Origin of the sequence: Mycobacterium sp. (genome assembly GCF_049673265.1) — a bacterium.
Classification (GTDB): Bacteria; Actinomycetota; Actinomycetes; order Mycobacteriales; family Mycobacteriaceae; genus Mycobacterium.
Map to the genome: position 1 here is coordinate 1 of NZ_JBATXN010000224.1, position 14,879 is coordinate 14,879.

Sequence of the window (14,879 nt, forward strand, 5' to 3'; positions counted from 1 at the left end):
CACCAAGCTCGACGGGATTCCTTCGCAGGTGCTGGCCGGCGCGCTCGAGCAGGCCAAAGATGCGCGCCTGACGATTCTCGAAGTGATGGCCGAGGCCATTGACGGGCCCGACGAGATGAGCCCGTACGCACCACGGGTCACCACAATCAAGGTGCCGGTGGACAAGATCGGCGAAGTGATCGGCCCCAAGGGCAAGATCATCAACGCCATCACCGAGGAAACCGGCGCGCAGATCTCCATCGAGGACGACGGCACGGTGTTCGTCGGCGCCATCGACGGACCTTCGGCGCAGGCCGCGATCGACCGGATCAACGCGATCGCCAACCCGCAGCTGCCTAAGACCGGCGAGCGGTTCCTCGGAACGGTGGTCAAGACCACCGACTTCGGTGCGTTCGTGTCACTGCTGCCCGGCCGCGACGGGCTGGTGCACATCTCCAAGCTCGGCAGAGGCAAGCGCATCGCGAAGGTCGAGGACGTCGTCAACGTCGGCGACAAGTTGCGCGTGGAGATCGCGGACATCGACAAGCGCGGCAAGATCTCGCTGGTGCTCGTGGACGAAGACGCCGGAGAATCCGGCAACGGTGACACAGCAAGTGCCGCAACGGAGACGTCGCCTTCGGAAGCCGATGCCGCGACGGCCAGCAGTTAGCCCGGGAACGCAGCCGCTGCGACGCGGCCGCCACAGCGCCGAGCCTTCCACTGCGTTCCGCCGCACCACCCTGCCCGGGGGCTTGCGCGTCGTCACCGAATACCTGCCCGGGGTGCACTCCGCCTCGGTCGGTGTGTGGGTGGGCGTCGGATCGCGCGACGAGGGCGCGACGGTGGCCGGCGCCGCGCACTTCCTGGAGCATCTGCTGTTCAAGTCCACCCCGACGCGCACAGCTGTCGACATCGCGCAGGCGGTGGATGCGGTCGGTGGTGAGCTGAACGCGTTCACCGCCAAGGAGCACACCTGCTTCTACGCGCATCTGTTGGACAGCGATTTGGAGTTGGGTGTCGACTTGGTGGCTGACGTGGTGCTCAACGGACGCTGCGCCACCGACGATGTCGAGGTCGAGCGCGACGTCGTGCTCGAGGAGATCGCCATGCGTGATGACGACCCCGAGGACGCGCTCGGCGACATGTTCCTGACGGCACTCTTCGGCGACCATCCGGTGGGCCGCCCGGTGATCGGCAGCGCGAAGTCGGTCTCGGCGATGACGCGCGCTCAACTGCATTCGTTTCACACGCGGCGCTATACACCCGAGCGGATGATCGTCGCCGTGGCCGGCAATGTGGATCACGACGACGTGGTGGCGTTGGTCCGCGAGCATTTCGGGTCGCGCTTGGTCAGGGGTCGCCGGCCGCTGCCGCCGCGCAAGGGCACCGGCCGGATCAACGGTCGTCCGCACCTGACATTGGCCAATCGCAATGCCGAGCAGACCCACGTCTGCCTGGGAGTCCGCACGCCGGGCCGGCACTGGAAGCACCGCTGGGCGCTCTCGGTGCTCAACACCGCACTCGGTGGTGGTTTGAGTTCGCGTCTGTTCCAACAGGTTCGGGAATCCCGCGGTCTGGCGTACTCGGTTTACTCATCGGTGGACATGTTCTCCGACAGCGGCGCGCTGTCGGTCTATGCCGCCTGCCTGCCCGAGCGATTCGCCGAAGTAGCGCGGGTGACCACCGAGGTGCTCGAGACGGTGGCACGCGATGGCATCACCGAGGCGGAATGCCGGATCGCGAAGGGTTCGCTGCGCGGCGGGCTGGTGCTCGGCCTGGAGGACTCCAATTCGCGGATGAACCGCATCGGCCGTAGTGAACTCAACTACGCTGAGCATCAAACTATCGACCGCACGCTGCAGGAGCTCGACGAGGTCACCGTGGACCAGGTTAATGCGGCAGCCCACCTACTGTTGGGCAAGCCCTACGGTGTGGCCGTCCTTGGGCCGCATCAGTCGAAAAAGTCTCTACCCCAACAGCTTCGAGCGATAGCAGGGTAGCACCGTGGTACTGGGGTTCTGGGATCTCGATGTGCCAATCGTGGGGGCGCCGATGGCGGGTGGCCCCGGCACGCCCGCGCTGGCGGCGGCGGTGTCCAATGCCGGAGGCTTCGGTTTTCTGGCCAGTGGCTATGTGAGTGCGGAGCGCCTCGCGGACGACATCGCGGCCGCACGCGCCGCGACCACCGGTCCGCTGGGCGTCAATCTGTTTGTGCCGCAACCCAGTGTCGCCGACGTCTACGCTCTGGACCACTACGCGGACGCGCTCGACGAGATTGCCGAGCATTACGAAGTCGAGATCGGTCACCCTCGGTTTGGCGACGACGACGGTTGGCAGCAAAAACTCGAAGTAGTGGCCGATTTACGGCCCGAGATGGTGTCGTTCACCTTCGGTGCGCCGCCACCGGATGTGATGCGGTGGTTCGGCGCGCTGGGGATGCTGCTTTTCAACACCGTCACATCGACTTACGAGGCCGGGGTGGCGCTTGCCGCCGGAGCGGACGGTTTGATCGTCCAGGGCCCGGACGCCGGCGGTCACCGCGGCACCTTCGCGCCGGATATGGACCCCGGTCAGGAGTCGTTGCACGAGTTGCTTGCGCGGATCCGCAGCGCGCACAACGTCCCGCTGATCGCAGCCGGCGGACTCGGCACCCCCGAGGACGTCGCCGCCGTGATTAACCGGGGAGCGGTGGCCGCCCAAATCGGCACCGCGCTGCTGCTGTCCGACGAAGCGGGCACCAACGCCGCACACCGCGCCGCGCTGCAACATCCGGAGTTCATCAAAACCATTGTCACGCGGGCATTTTCGGGCCGGTATGCGCGCGGCTTGGAAAACGACTTCACCCGGTTGCTCGACGAAGTGGCGCCGCTTGGTTATCCCGAGGTCAACCAGATGACCGCACCGATCCGCAAGGCCTCGGTCGCGCTGGAGGACCCGCACGGCACCAACCTGTGGGCGGGAACGGCTTACCGGGCCGCGCGCACCGGGCCGGCTGACGACATCATCAAGACCCTCGGCGACGTGTAAGACGATCAGACCTGCGGCTTGCGCTGTGCCCACGGCTTAGCGACTTCCAACTGGCTGGCCACCCGCAGCAGGACGTCTTCGCGCCCGTAGGCGGCTACCAGCTGCACCCCGATCGGCAGGTCAGAGTCGGTCCATTCGACCGGCACGTTGATCGCGGGCTGCCCGCTCATGTTGTAGGGCGGGGTGAAGGGAATGAACTCGCCCGAGCGTGCCATCGCGTCCATCGGGTGATCGGGGTTGTTGACGATGGTGCCGAGCGGCAGTGGAAGCTCAGCCACCGTCGGGGTCAGCAATAGATCCCAGCCATCAGCCCACCAGACTTGCAGTGCGCGGCGGAACCGGCTGGTGGCCGATAGCGCAAGCGCATAGTCGACCGCGCTGAGGTGTGCGCCGTAGACGGCCTGGATGCGGTTCATGGATTCGAACTCGTCGTCGGCGAGGGGGCGTCCGAGCTGTTCTTCGAACCGTCGCAAGCTGAGGCCGATGTTCGTGCTCCACAGGGCGCCGAAGCGCGATATAACCGCCGGATCCTCGAGAGCTGCCGGCCATGCTTCTTCGACGGTATGGCCGAACGATTCCAGCAGCGTTGCGACGGACCGTGCGGCCGCTGTGCACTCGGGTGCGACGGTGCCTCCTTGCGGATGGTGGTCGAGCAGGCCGATGCGTAACCGCCCCGGGTCTGCGCCCACCTCGTCTACATAGGGGCGGGCAGGAGCGGGCGCGATCACGGTGTCACCGACCGCGGGTCCCCGAACGGCGTCGAGCAGCGTCGCCGTGTCGCGCACGGTACGGCTCACGCAAAGCTCAACCGACAGCGCGGATTCGTCGCGGATCGGGCCAAGTGAGATCCTGCCCTGGCTTGGCTTCATGCCGACCAGCCCGCAACACGAGGCCGGGATTCGGATCGAGCCGCCGCCATCGCTGGCGTGTGCGAACGGGACCATGCCACTGGCGACGGCGGCCGCTGCGCCACCGCTCGATCCGCCGGGCGAGCGAGTGATGTCCCACGGGTTGTGAGTCGCGCCCCAGGCGAGCGGCTCGGTGGTCGGCACGCTGCCGAGTTCGGGACTGTTGGTGCGGCCTGCGATCACCAAACCGGCACTGCGGTAGCGGCTGACCAAGGTGGTGTCGGCGTCCGAGATCACCTTCGCGTTTTTCAGCGCAACGTTGCCGTTGCTGATGCGTTGGCCGGCGTAGCCGGCGAACAGGTCCTTGATCAGGAACGGCACACCACGAAACGGCCCGTCGGGCAACTGCGCTCGGGCCGTGTCGCGGGCATGATCGAACCAGCGTATTACGACGGCGTTGAGGACGGGATCGATGCGCTCGATGCGCTCGATGGCGGCTTCGAGCAACTCGAGCGGCGTCACCTGACCCTTTCGCACCAAGACGGCTTGGTCGACCGCATCCATCCAACGGGTGTCATCGGCGAGTGAACTCACGCGGTCTGTGTAGCACGCGACTTACCCGTCAGGCCAGCACGTCCGCCGGTTCGGTGAACGCCAGCCCCAAGTCAGCGGCAACGCGCTGGGCCAGCAGCGCTCCGTCGTGCGTCGAAAGTCCTTTGGCGAGTGCGGAGTTCGAGCGGCAGGCCGCCTTCCAGCCGCGGTCGGCGAGTTCGATGACGTAGGGCATGGTGGCATTGGTCAATGCGAACGTCGACGTTGTTGGCACCGCGGCCGGCATGTTCGCCACGCAATAGAACAGCGTGTCGTAGACGGCGAACGTCGGGTCGTCGTGGGTGGTCGGATGTGAATCGTCAAAGCAACCGCCTTGGTCGACGGCGATGTCAACCAGCACCGCCCCAGGCTTCATATGCGCGACAAGCGAATTCGAGACCAATTTAGGCGCCTTGGCACCCGGCAGCAGCACAGCGCCGATGACCAGATCGGCGTCTTTTACCGCTTGCTCAAGTTCCAAGGCGGTCGAGTAGCGAGTCTGCACCCGCCCGCCGAACACCGTGTCGAGCTCGCGCAGTCTGTTGATGTTGACGTCGAGCACCGTGACCGTTGCGCCCATCCCGTCGGCGACCCGGGCGGCGTTGTGGCCGGCGGTGCCGCCCCCGATCACGACGACCTTGGCCGGCTCGACGCCGGGCACCCCGCCCATCAGCGCGCCGCGCCCGCCGTGGGTGCGCATCAGGTGATAGGCACCGACCTGGGCCGACAGCCGGCCGGCGACTTCGCTCATCGGGGCCAGCAGCGGCAACGAGCCGTCGGCGGCCTGCACGGTCTCGTAGGCGATCGATGTGGTTTCCGAAGCCAATAGTGCTTCGGTGCAGGCCTGAGAGGCAGCCAAGTGCAGGTAGGTGAACAACGTCTGCCCGCGCCGCAGCCGGGCGTATTCGATCGGTGTCGGTTCCTTGACCTTGAGCAACAGCTCGGCCTCGGCCCACACCTCGTCCGCTGTGGCGATCAGTTGCGCGCCCGCGGCCTTGAAATCGCCGTCGGTGAGTGCTGAACCCTCTCCGGCACCGGCCTGGACCAACACCTCGTGACCGCGGCGGGTTAGTTCGATGACGCCGGACGGCGTGATCGCCACTCGGAACTCGTTGTTTTTGGTCTCTGTGGGAATTCCGACGCGCATATCTCAATTCTGAAGAAAGTTCGGCAACTATTCAAAGAAGACGAAGATATATCTATAGAATTACGGTATGCCCGTAGAGAAAACGGAAAGCGGCGGGTCTACCGGGGTGGCATCGAAGGATCTTCGGCCTGCCGTCCTTGACCAGATGGACCGCAGAATTTTGAGCCTGCTGCACGCCGACGCCCGCATCACCAACAGTGCGCTGGCGGCCGAACTCGATATCGCCGCGTCGACCTGTCACGGACGTGTTCGCAGGTTGGTGGAGTTGGGCGTCATCCGCGGCTTTTACGCCGACATCGACCCGGTCGCGGTGGGATTGCCGCTGCAGGCGATGATCTCCGTGAGCCTGCAGTCCCACGCGCGCGGCAAGATTCGCGATTTCATTCAGCAGATTCGGCGCAAACCCCAGGTGATGGACGTGTACTTTCTTGCCGGAGCCGACGATTTCATCCTGCACGTAGCCGCGCGTGACACCGAGGACCTGCGCTCATTCGTCGTCGAAAACCTCAACGCCGACGCCGACGTGGCGGGCACTCAGACGTCGCTGATCTTCGAGCGCCTGCGGGGCGCGGCTCCGATCTAAATGTGCGCTGACCTGGCCGCTAGCCAGGGGATTCCCGATACCGGGGGTACCGGGTATGCTGCTGCGAAGAACGAACTTTAGACATTAGGCTCGATTTGTAAAGCAAGGCAGGGATGCATGATGTTTACGGTCAACGACGATGCTGTCGGTCCGCACCTGTCACGGCGGGGAGCGCCGGCCGATTACGAACGACTGGTCCTCGAAGCGCGCGACGTCGAGTTCGACTGGGCCAAGCTGCCCTTCCACTACGTGCCGGGTGAGCCGTTTGCCACCCACGTCTTCAATGTCCTGCACCTGCTGCTGCCCGCGGGCGAAGAGTTCTTCGTCGACGTGTTCAAAAAGTGCCTGCCGCTGATCAAGGACGACCAATTGCGGCTGGACGTACAGGGATTCATCGGCCAGGAGGCGATGCATTCCCAAGCACACTCCGGTGTGCTGGATTACTTCGCGGCCAACGACGTCGATGTGAAACCGTATACCGACCAAATCGATTGGCTCTTCGCAAAGCTGATCGGTGACCGACCCGGCTGGAGTCTTCGACGGCGGCGCAGCTGGTTGCTCGAGCAGGTGGCGATCGTGGCGGCGGTCGAGCATTACACGGCGATCTTGGGCGAGTGGATTTTGGATACCCCCCAGCACGACGCGATCGGCACCGACCCGGTGATGCTGGATATGCTTCGCTGGCATGGTGCCGAGGAAGTCGAGCACAAGGCCGTCGCCTTCGACGTGATGAAGCATCTACGGGCCGGGTACTTCCGGCAGGTGCGTACCCAGTTGGTGGTCACGCCGATGATGCTGCTGATGTGGGTGCGCGGGGTTCGGTTCATGTACTCGGTGGACCCGCAAGTGGCGCCGGGAACCAAAGCGCGCTGGCGGGATTACTTCAACGCCGCGCGACGTGGCCTGGTGCCTGGGCCGCTGCGGTTCATCCGGGTTATCGGCTCCTACTACAAGCCGAATTTCCATCCGTCACAGCTGGGCGGGGTCGAGCGGGCCGTCGATTACCTTGCCGTCTCGCCCGCCGCCCGCGCCTCCCATTGAGCGGAGAGGAATCGATGACCCGCGCCGGCGACGATGCAGTGGGGGCACCCCCAGCCGCGGAGCGGCGAGGGGGACGAAGCGATGAGGAGGAGCGGCGCCATGAGCATTAGCCCAGTGACCGCGTCCGACGGCGTCACGCTGGCCGTACACGCCTATACAGAGATCGACCCGAAGCGGCCGACCGTATTGGCGATTCATGGCTATCCGGACAATCACCACCTGTGGGACGGCGTTGCCGCCCATCTCGAAGGCCGATACAACTTCGTCGCGTACGACGTGCGTGGCGCCGGCGAATCGGATCGCCCGTCGGCCCGGTCGGGTTACCGCTTCCCCCAACTGATTTCGGATGTCAGTTCGGTGATCGACAGCTTGGGCGTTGGCCGGGTGCACTTGCTGGCCCACGATTGGGGCTCGATTCAGGGCTGGGCCGCGGTGACCGACGATGCAGTGATGAGCAAGATCGCGTCGTTCACGTCGATTTCGGGTCCGCATTTGAACTATGCGGGCAAGTTCTTGCGGTCAGCGCGCAGTCCGCGCGGCGTCTTTGACGTGGTCAGGCAGTTCATGGCGTCGGGATATATCTGGTTCTTTCTGTGTCCCGGCCTACCGGAACTGATGATTCGGTCCGGGTTAGGCGTGAAAGTCATTGAGGCGTTTGGGCGTATCGGCAACTCCAGCACCCGGACCCAGGACGCTGCGCCAGTACGGTCAACGGGCGACTACGTCAACGGTCTCAACCTGTACCGGGCCAACATGCCCGGTCCGTTTCTGGCCCCCGGCGCGCAACTGCCCCATACCAACGTTCCGGTCCAGCAGTTGGTGCCTCGGATGGACCTCTTCGTCACTCCCGCGCTGCAACGGTTCACCGGCTCAATCCCGCCCCGGGGCAGAGTCGTTCCGATCGAAGGCGGGCATTGGGTGGTGACCTCGCGTCCTGACGTTATCGCCCGGCTGGCCAGCGAATGGATTGACCGCGTCGTCAGCGGCGCGGCGGCGCCGAGCACATCTGTGGTGGGCACCGGGCGCCGTGACGTGCGCGGCAAGCTCGCCTTGGTGACCGGGGCGGGCGCCGGGATAGGCCGGGCCACCGCGATCGAACTGGCCCGCAAAGGCGCCCGAACTGTGGTGATCGTCGACCGCGATCTGGATGCGGCGAAGGAGACCGCGGCTGCCGTGGAGGATGCCGGCAGCGATGCCGCCGTTTATCAGGCCGACGTCGGCGACGACACCGCGATGAATACGCTTGCCGCACAAGTCAACGACGAGCACGGCGTGGTGGACATCCTGGTGAACAACGCCGGCATCGGGATGGCGGGTCGGTTCCTCGAGACGACACCTGCACATTGGGACAACATCTTGGCGGTGAACCTGCGCGGCGTGCTCAACGGAAGTCGCGCGTTCGGCACGCAGATGGTCGAGCGCGGCCAGGGCGGAACCATCATCAACGTGTCGTCGGCCGCGGCGTTCCTGCCGTCGAAGTCGATGATCGCCTACGGCACGACGAAGGCGGCGGTGCTGGCGTTCAGCGAATCATTGCGCGCCGATCTGGCCGATGAAGGCATCACCGTCACGGCGGTGTGTCCCGGGTTCGTCAACACGAATATCGCCAAAAGCACCGTTTACGCCGGGATGTCGGCCGACCAGCAGGAGCGCGCCCGCAACAAGGCAGACGCCGTGTACCGTCGTCGCAATTACACGCCGGAGGCCACCGCCAAGGCGATCGTCAAGGCCGTGAAAACGGGCCCGCCCGTGTTACCGATCGCCGCTGAATCCCGGGTCGGCTACGCGCTGCGCCGTATCAGTCCCTCGCTGGTCCGGTTGTTCGCGCGCTATGACCTTCGGCAAAGGTAAGGCTGTTGTGATGCAATCGATCTGGGCCAGCCGGCCCGCCGATATCTACGGTCGCCGCAAGCGAGATCGTCTCTACACGGCGTTGTGGGGTCTTGGCGTGGTGCTCGGCGGGTTCGCGTCGGCGACTCGATGGAAGCCGTCGCGGGTAGTTCCGGTGGGGCGGACGCGCACCGCCGTCGTCACCCAACGCGAGCTCGTCGCACCGGATGTGGTCGCATTGACGCTGGCCGACCCGGACGGCGGATTGCTTCCGTCCTGGACGCCTGGCGGGCACATCGACGTCCAGCTGCCGTCGGGCCGTCGTCGCCAATACTCGCTGTGCGGTCCGCCCGGACGCCGGACCAACTACCGCATCGCGATACGCCGCATCGCTGATGGCGGCGGCGGCTCGATCGAGATGCACGACGCATTCGAGGTCGGCGACTCGCTGGTCTTCGAAGGCCCGCGCAACGCCTTTTATCTCGGCGGCCACGAGCATGATGTGCTGTTCGTCATCGGCGGAATCGGCGTGACACCCATTCTGCCGATGATACGCGCGGCGCAGCAGCGCGGAATCGATTGGCGCGCAGTCTATGCCGGCAGTAGCCGGCAATACATGCCGCTGCTCGATGAGGTGGTGTCGGTGGACCCCGACAGGGTCACGGTATGGGCCGACGACGAGCGGGGGCGGTTCGCTACCGCCGACGAATTGCTGATCGACGCCGGACCGATGTCCGCGGTGTACGTGTGTGGGCCGACGCCGATGTTGGAGTCGGTGCGCATCGCCCGCGACGCGCGCACGAACGCGCCGCTGCACTACGAGCGATTCAGTCCGCCACCCGTCGTCGACGGCATCCCGTTTCAATTGGAACTTGCGCGATCTCAGCGGGTGTTCGACGTTGCTGCCAATCGCTCGGCGCTCGACGTCATGCTCGATGAGGATCCGACGACCGCATATTCCTGCCGGCAAGGATTTTGCGGCACGTGCAAGGTCAAAGTGCTTAGCGGACAGGTCGACCGCCGCGGCCGCACGGCAGAGGCCGATGACGAGATGCTTGTGTGCGTATCCCGTGCTAGCGGCGGTCGTGTGGTGATCGACGCCTGAGGATGCGTTCTGCGTCGCGAGGCGTCGCAATCAGGTTAGCCCGTGTTGCAGCCGTGTCCTTCGATGGTCCAGTCGGACTCGGCTCCACTCATCGCGTCGGCGTCGGCTGCCGCCAGCGTATCCCCGTGACCGCCGGCGTAGCCCGCATTGTTTGTGGGGTCGGGATCGGTGGCCAGGCTCACGCAGTGGTTGGAGAAGGCCACCACCTTGCAGCTGTTGTCCTTGGCGAGGTTGTTGCACCCCGACACGGCATCGTTTTGGGCTTCGAGTTGGCTAGACGCGTTGTACTCCAAGCGGGCTTTGCCGGTTGTCGTCGAGTAGGCGATTGCTGCCCAGGCGTCTCCGCTGGGTGCAGCATTGGCTGGCGGCGCGATCAGCAACCCTGCCGCTGGTAGTAGCGCAGCCGTGATTATGGCTTTGAGCATGTTTGGACTCCTTTCTAAGCCAGACAACCTATTAAGCGCCTGTGAACCTCCTGAGGGAGGGCTTTTCAACAATCCAGTGGCTGATAACTCCTTTTTCGCGGCGACGGTGTCGCGCTGACAAGTGGTTCTTCGCGTTTTCACAGCGACGGTGTCGCGCCCGACTGGGCCGCTTTGTACCTGGACCCGCTACATCGGGCCGCAATCACCGGATCCGCAGCAGATAACCCGTTTCAATGCAACGCATCTCGCCGAGTACATGGGGGTCATGATGCTAGGCCAAAACCCCGCACGCAGCGGGTCGGCAAATCATAAAATAGGACTGAACAGCGGGAATAACGACTTGGCAAAGCTTAAGCGTCGTCGCACCCTGGCCAACTACCTATCGTTTGCTGACCGGTCGAGTACGCCGGCTCTCGGCGCAGAGGTAGCTGCCACCTCGAGACGTTGCCGGGGCGGCGGATCCGGTAAGTGCCGGTTGTGGAGCACCGGACTGTGCATGAATCGGGGACTGCCAGAGCCCGGGCTAGGCTACAAGTCATGCGGGTAGCGGTGTTGGGATCGAGGGGCAAAGTCGGCGCGACGATGGTCCAGGCGGTACAGGATGCCGAGGACATGAGCTTGTCCGCGGAGGTCGACGCCGGAGACTCACTGAGCCTGCTGACCGACAACAAAACCGAGGTCGTCATCGACTTCACCCATCCCGATGTCGTAATGGAGAATCTGAAGTTCCTGATCGACAACGGGATTCACGCTGTCGTCGGAACCACCGGCTTCACCGACGAACGGCTGCAACAGGTGCGGGCGTGGCTGGCTGCCAAACCGGGTGTCTCGGTGCTGATCGCCCCCAACTTTGCGATCGGGGCGGTGCTTTCCATGCATTTCGCCAAGCAGGCTGCGCCCTTCTACGAGTCGGTCGAGGTCATCGAACTGCATCATCCGCACAAGGCGGACGCCCCATCGGGAACCGCGGCCCGCACGGCCGCGTTGATCGCCGAGACTCGAAAAGAGTTGCCGCCCAACCCAGATGCCACCACCACAAGCTTGCCGGGCGCCCGAGGCGCCGATGTCGACGGTGTCCCGGTTCACTCGGTCCGGCTGGCCGGGCTGGTGGCGCATCAGGAAGTGTTGTTCGGCACCGCGGGGGAGACCCTCACAATCCGCCACGACAGCATCGATCGCACCTCGTTCGTGCCCGGCGTGCTGCTGGCGGTACGCCGGGTCGCCGACCATCAGGGCCTGACGGTGGGAATTGAATCTCTGCTTAACCTGCAATGACCAGCACGCCCAGGCGCAATGTGCGCCTTCAGCTGATGATCGCGTTCATGTGCGCGGCGCTGCTGGTGTATCTCGCGTTGCTCGGTCGGACCGCCGTGCTGATGATCGCCTCCGGGCATGCGGTCGCTGTCGTCTTGGGTATCGCGCTGTTGATCTTGCCGGCCATCGGTCTCTGGGCGATGATCGCCACTTTGCGCGCTGGCTTCGCCCACCAGAAGCTGGCCCGGCTCGTCGCCGAAGAAGGGATGGAGCTCGACGTGAGCGCGTTGCCGCGACGGCCGTCCGGGCGCATCGAGCGCGACGCCGCCGACGCCCTTTTCGACACGGTCCGTACCGAGTTGGACGACGACCCGCAAGACTGGCGGCGCTGGTACCGGCTGGCGCGCGCCTACGACTATGCCGGGGATCGCGGCCGCGCGCGGGAAACGATGAGGACAGCCTTAGAGTTACACCGAGAAATGCAGGGTCGCGAATGAGCAAGACGCTATTGGTAATTCACCACACCCCGTCACCGGCAACCCGCGAGTTGCTCGAAGCCGTGCTCTCGGGAGCCAACGACCCCGAGATCGACGGGGTGGACGTGGTGGTGCGGCCGGCCCTTGCGGCGACCGTGCCCGACATGCTCAACGGGGACGGCTATTTGTTCGGCACTACAGCCAATCTCGGTTACATGTCCGGGGCGCTCAAGCACTTCTTCGACACCGTGTACTACCCGAGTTTGGATCATGTGGCGGGCCGCCCCTACGGCCTCTGGGTACACGGCAACAACGACACCGTCGGTGCGGCGACTGCGGTTGAAAAGGTGGCCACCGGAATGGCACTGGCCAAAGCCGCCGACGCACTGGAGATCACCGGCGCAATCGACGCCGGAGTCCGAGAGCGTGCTTATGAACTAGGAGGCACGCTCGCCGCGACGCTGATGGAATGACCCTCACTTTTTCTTAACCGCGGGGAGCATTCTGAACGTCATGAGCCTGCCGGCTATCTGCGTCAGCGCGTGGTCGCTCCGCACCCGGTGTGCGGCCGCTTTAGACGCGGCGCGGCCAAAGTCGTTCGGGGAGCCGAGGTTTGCGCCAGTCGTGAGTCGACCTTCGCCCTGACCTATGGGTCGATATGCGTTGGCACGCTGCTCAATATGGGGTCGCCCTTGGGTGGATCGTTGGCGCTCATGGTGTAGCAGTCGGTCTCAGCGGGATTCAGAATCCCGTTCGTGTAGTACATCAAGCAGCGCTCCCACATCCCGTCGGGGTCGATGGGGTCGTCGCACATCTGTGCAAAGGGATGCCCCGCCCATCCCGGGTTGATGCAGCCTGCGCTCGCCGGGGACGCCGTGGCGGTCAGCCCGCCTGCCATCAGCATGGCAGCGAATCCTCCGATGATGAAACGCTTCATAAACCTCTCCTTTTCTCGAAGGGGTGCTGGCTCAATCGTCGATGTGCGTCGGCGGGTCCTTGACGGCGAGACCCCAGGGGTGTGGGTCGGGACCCATTACATCGCAGCGCCTGTCGGTCCGGCTGTAACTGTCGTTGTTGGACGAATTCCAGACCACGCAGCGTTGCCAAGTACGGTCAGCCGGGCTGGGTCCGTCGCGTTTGCTAACAGAGATCTCCCCGTATTGGCGGCCAGCGCTGGCGGGGGGCGCTGAGCCGATCAGGCCGAAGGCCATCACCGCGACGGTCCATCCTGCGAAGATGTATTGCTTGATGGCTCACCCCTTTACGTCGCGCTGGCAATGAACTTACTGGTTATGTGGACCGCGTTTGCTGAGTTTGCCCGAAGTTTGCTGAGCCGCCCAGCCGCAGTCACGGTCGCCACCCTGTTGAGCAAGTGCGCAGGCGCGGCGTCCGAGCGGTTATCCCGCGATTTAGGACCCGAGCCTCGACCACGAGGCGGCCCGGCCATACGCTGACTGCGACGTTGATGGAGGACCGTACGTGACGCACATGCCGGATGGCCCGGCTTCTCCTTGGGCCGCTTCGCGGCCCGCATCGTCGCCGGGCAGGGTGACCGAGATTCCGCGCGGTGCTAACCCGTTCCCGATCACGGGTGTCTCCCGGGACCGCGATGGCGTTCCGCGTTACGACAATCTGCCGGCGACGCTGCTGGACATGCTCGCCGAGCATGTCGCCAAAAGGCCCAATAGTGAAGCGGTCACCGAACTCGGCGTCCAACGCTTGACTTACCAACAGTTGTGGGACGCCGCCGCGCGAGTGGCTGGCGGTTTGCGGGCGGGCGGTCTACAACCAGGTGAGCGGGTCGCGGTGCGGTACCCGGCGGGCATCAACTGGGTGTTGGCGTTCTGGGGCACCGTGATGGCTGGCGGCGTGGCGGTGCCGGTGAACACTCGATCGGCCGAACCGGAGGTCGCGTTCGTGCTCTCCGATGCGGGCGCGCGAGCGGATTTGGCCGCCGACGCACCGCTGCCCGACGGCGACCCCTATGTGGCGCAAGGGCTCGATGCCGCTGACATCGCCGCGATCTTTTACACCTCTGGCACCACCGGCCGGCCCAAAGGCGTTCCGACCACCCACGAGGCGTTCTTGACCAACGCCGAGAACATGCTGCGCTGCGTGGGCCCCGAGCGGGACATCGCTGAGGACTTCCGCACGCTGATCTCGGTGCCGCTCTTCCATGTCACCGGCTGCAACTCGCAATTGCTCACTGCGGCCTACGTGGGCGGGACGTCTGTGATCATGCCCGCGCTGGATCTCACACAGTTGATCAAGACACTGGCTGACGAGCGGATCTCATCCATGGTGACCGTTCCCGCTGTCTACGCATTGTTATTGCGGCACAGCGACTTCGGTGACGCCGACATGTCTGCTGTGCGCTGGGTCGGGTATGGCGGTGCGCCGATCGCGCCGTCGTTGGTCAAGGCCGTGCAGGTTGCTTTCCCGCAGGCCGCCGTGTTCAACGGCTACGGCATGACCGAAACCGCGTCGCTGATGACGGTGCTGCCAAACTCCGACACCGTCGGACACGCCGACTCGGTCGGTTATGCCGTGCCCTCGGTGGATCTCGGCGTTGT

At 64.8% G+C, this 14,879-nt stretch carries 16 protein-coding genes and 1 pseudogene; 12 read left to right on the forward strand and 5 right to left on the reverse strand.

Going from position 1 to position 14,879, the window contains the following annotated elements:
• The 3 genes from WBF82_RS07865 to WBF82_RS07875 form a co-directional block, all read left to right on the forward strand.
• Window positions 1–649, forward strand: a 649-nt coding sequence (locus WBF82_RS07865) for a S1 RNA-binding domain-containing protein (RefSeq protein WP_424382486.1), incomplete at its 5' end; no start/stop codon positions are given.
• A complete protein-coding gene (locus WBF82_RS07870; protein WP_424382487.1) occupies window positions 627–1,979 on the forward strand; it encodes a M16 family metallopeptidase in 1,353 nt (450 codons plus the stop codon). The genes WBF82_RS07865 and WBF82_RS07870, both read left to right, overlap by 23 nt.
• Before the next feature lie 4 nt (window positions 1,980–1,983).
• Window positions 1,984–3,006, forward strand: a complete 1,023-nt coding sequence (locus tag WBF82_RS07875) for a nitronate monooxygenase (RefSeq protein ID WP_424382488.1) — start codon at window positions 1,984–1,986, stop codon at window positions 3,004–3,006.
• 5 nt (window positions 3,007–3,011) lie between these two features.
• Here the strand turns inward: WBF82_RS07875 and WBF82_RS07880 are convergent, their stop codons facing one another.
• Complete coding sequence (locus tag WBF82_RS07880; protein ID WP_424382489.1) at window positions 3,012–4,448, reverse strand: amidase; 1,437 nt, start codon at window positions 4,446–4,448, stop codon at window positions 3,012–3,014.
• Between the two features lie 28 nt (window positions 4,449–4,476).
• A complete protein-coding gene (ald, locus tag WBF82_RS07885) occupies window positions 4,477–5,592 on the reverse strand; it encodes an alanine dehydrogenase (RefSeq protein ID WP_424382490.1) in 1,116 nt (371 codons plus the stop codon).
• Between the two features lie 67 nt (window positions 5,593–5,659).
• Between ald and WBF82_RS07890 the strand changes: the two genes are divergently transcribed.
• The 5 genes and pseudogenes from WBF82_RS07890 to WBF82_RS07910 all read left to right on the forward strand — a co-directional run bounded on the left by WBF82_RS07890 (window position 5,660) and on the right by WBF82_RS07910 (window position 10,151).
• Window positions 5,660–6,175 carry an Lrp/AsnC family transcriptional regulator gene (locus WBF82_RS07890; protein ID WP_424382491.1) on the forward strand — a complete coding sequence of 172 codons (516 nt, stop codon included), beginning with the start codon at window positions 5,660–5,662 and terminating at the stop codon, window positions 6,173–6,175.
• Between the two features lie 120 nt (window positions 6,176–6,295).
• Window positions 6,296–7,216: a metal-dependent hydrolase gene (locus tag WBF82_RS07895; protein WP_424382500.1), complete on the forward strand. Its 921-nt coding sequence runs from the start codon at window positions 6,296–6,298 to the stop codon at window positions 7,214–7,216.
• Between the two features lie 20 nt (window positions 7,217–7,236).
• Window positions 7,237–7,326: pseudogene (locus WBF82_RS07900) on the forward strand (hypothetical protein); the annotation flags it as partial.
• Window positions 7,316–9,067 (forward strand): SDR family oxidoreductase, encoded by a 1,752-nt coding sequence (locus WBF82_RS07905; protein ID WP_424382492.1) that lies wholly within the window; start codon window positions 7,316–7,318, stop codon window positions 9,065–9,067. The pseudogene WBF82_RS07900 and the gene WBF82_RS07905, both read left to right, overlap by 11 nt.
• Before the next feature lie 10 nt (window positions 9,068–9,077).
• Window positions 9,078–10,151 carry a PDR/VanB family oxidoreductase gene (locus WBF82_RS07910; protein ID WP_424382493.1) on the forward strand — a complete coding sequence of 358 codons (1,074 nt, stop codon included), beginning with the start codon at window positions 9,078–9,080 and terminating at the stop codon, window positions 10,149–10,151.
• A gap of 35 nt (window positions 10,152–10,186) precedes the next feature.
• Here WBF82_RS07910 and WBF82_RS07915 read toward each other — a convergent pair whose 3' ends face one another.
• Window positions 10,187–10,576, reverse strand: a complete 390-nt coding sequence (locus WBF82_RS07915; RefSeq protein WP_424382494.1) for a DUF4189 domain-containing protein — start codon at window positions 10,574–10,576, stop codon at window positions 10,187–10,189.
• Window positions 10,577–11,113: 537 nt separating this feature from the next.
• On the opposite strand from WBF82_RS07915, the gene dapB reads away from it, so the two are divergent.
• From dapB to WBF82_RS07930, 3 genes are read left to right on the forward strand one after another with little or no spacing between them, the layout of a single operon-like run.
• A complete protein-coding gene (gene dapB, locus WBF82_RS07920) occupies window positions 11,114–11,851 on the forward strand; it encodes a 4-hydroxy-tetrahydrodipicolinate reductase (protein WP_424382495.1) in 738 nt (245 codons plus the stop codon).
• Window positions 11,848–12,327: a hypothetical protein gene (locus WBF82_RS07925; RefSeq protein WP_424382496.1), complete on the forward strand. Its 480-nt coding sequence runs from the start codon at window positions 11,848–11,850 to the stop codon at window positions 12,325–12,327. Before dapB ends, WBF82_RS07925 begins: the two co-directional genes overlap by 4 nt.
• On the forward strand, window positions 12,324–12,779 hold the full coding sequence (locus tag WBF82_RS07930; RefSeq protein ID WP_424382497.1) for a flavodoxin family protein: 456 nt from the start codon (window positions 12,324–12,326) through the stop codon (window positions 12,777–12,779). The genes WBF82_RS07925 and WBF82_RS07930 overlap by 4 nt, the downstream gene beginning before the upstream one ends.
• 173 nt (window positions 12,780–12,952) lie before the next feature.
• Here the strand turns inward: WBF82_RS07930 and WBF82_RS07935 are convergent, their stop codons facing one another.
• A complete protein-coding gene (locus WBF82_RS07935; RefSeq protein WP_424382498.1) occupies window positions 12,953–13,243 on the reverse strand; it encodes a CDGP domain-containing protein in 291 nt (96 codons plus the stop codon).
• 31 nt (window positions 13,244–13,274) lie between these two features.
• Window positions 13,275–13,517, reverse strand: a complete 243-nt coding sequence (locus WBF82_RS07940; protein WP_424382499.1) for a CDGP domain-containing protein — start codon at window positions 13,515–13,517, stop codon at window positions 13,275–13,277.
• A 337-nt stretch (window positions 13,518–13,854) separates the two neighbouring features.
• On the opposite strand from WBF82_RS07940, the gene WBF82_RS07945 reads away from it, so the two are divergent.
• On the forward strand, window positions 13,855–14,879 hold a 1,025-nt coding region (locus WBF82_RS07945; RefSeq protein WP_424382501.1), incomplete at its 3' end, for a class I adenylate-forming enzyme family protein.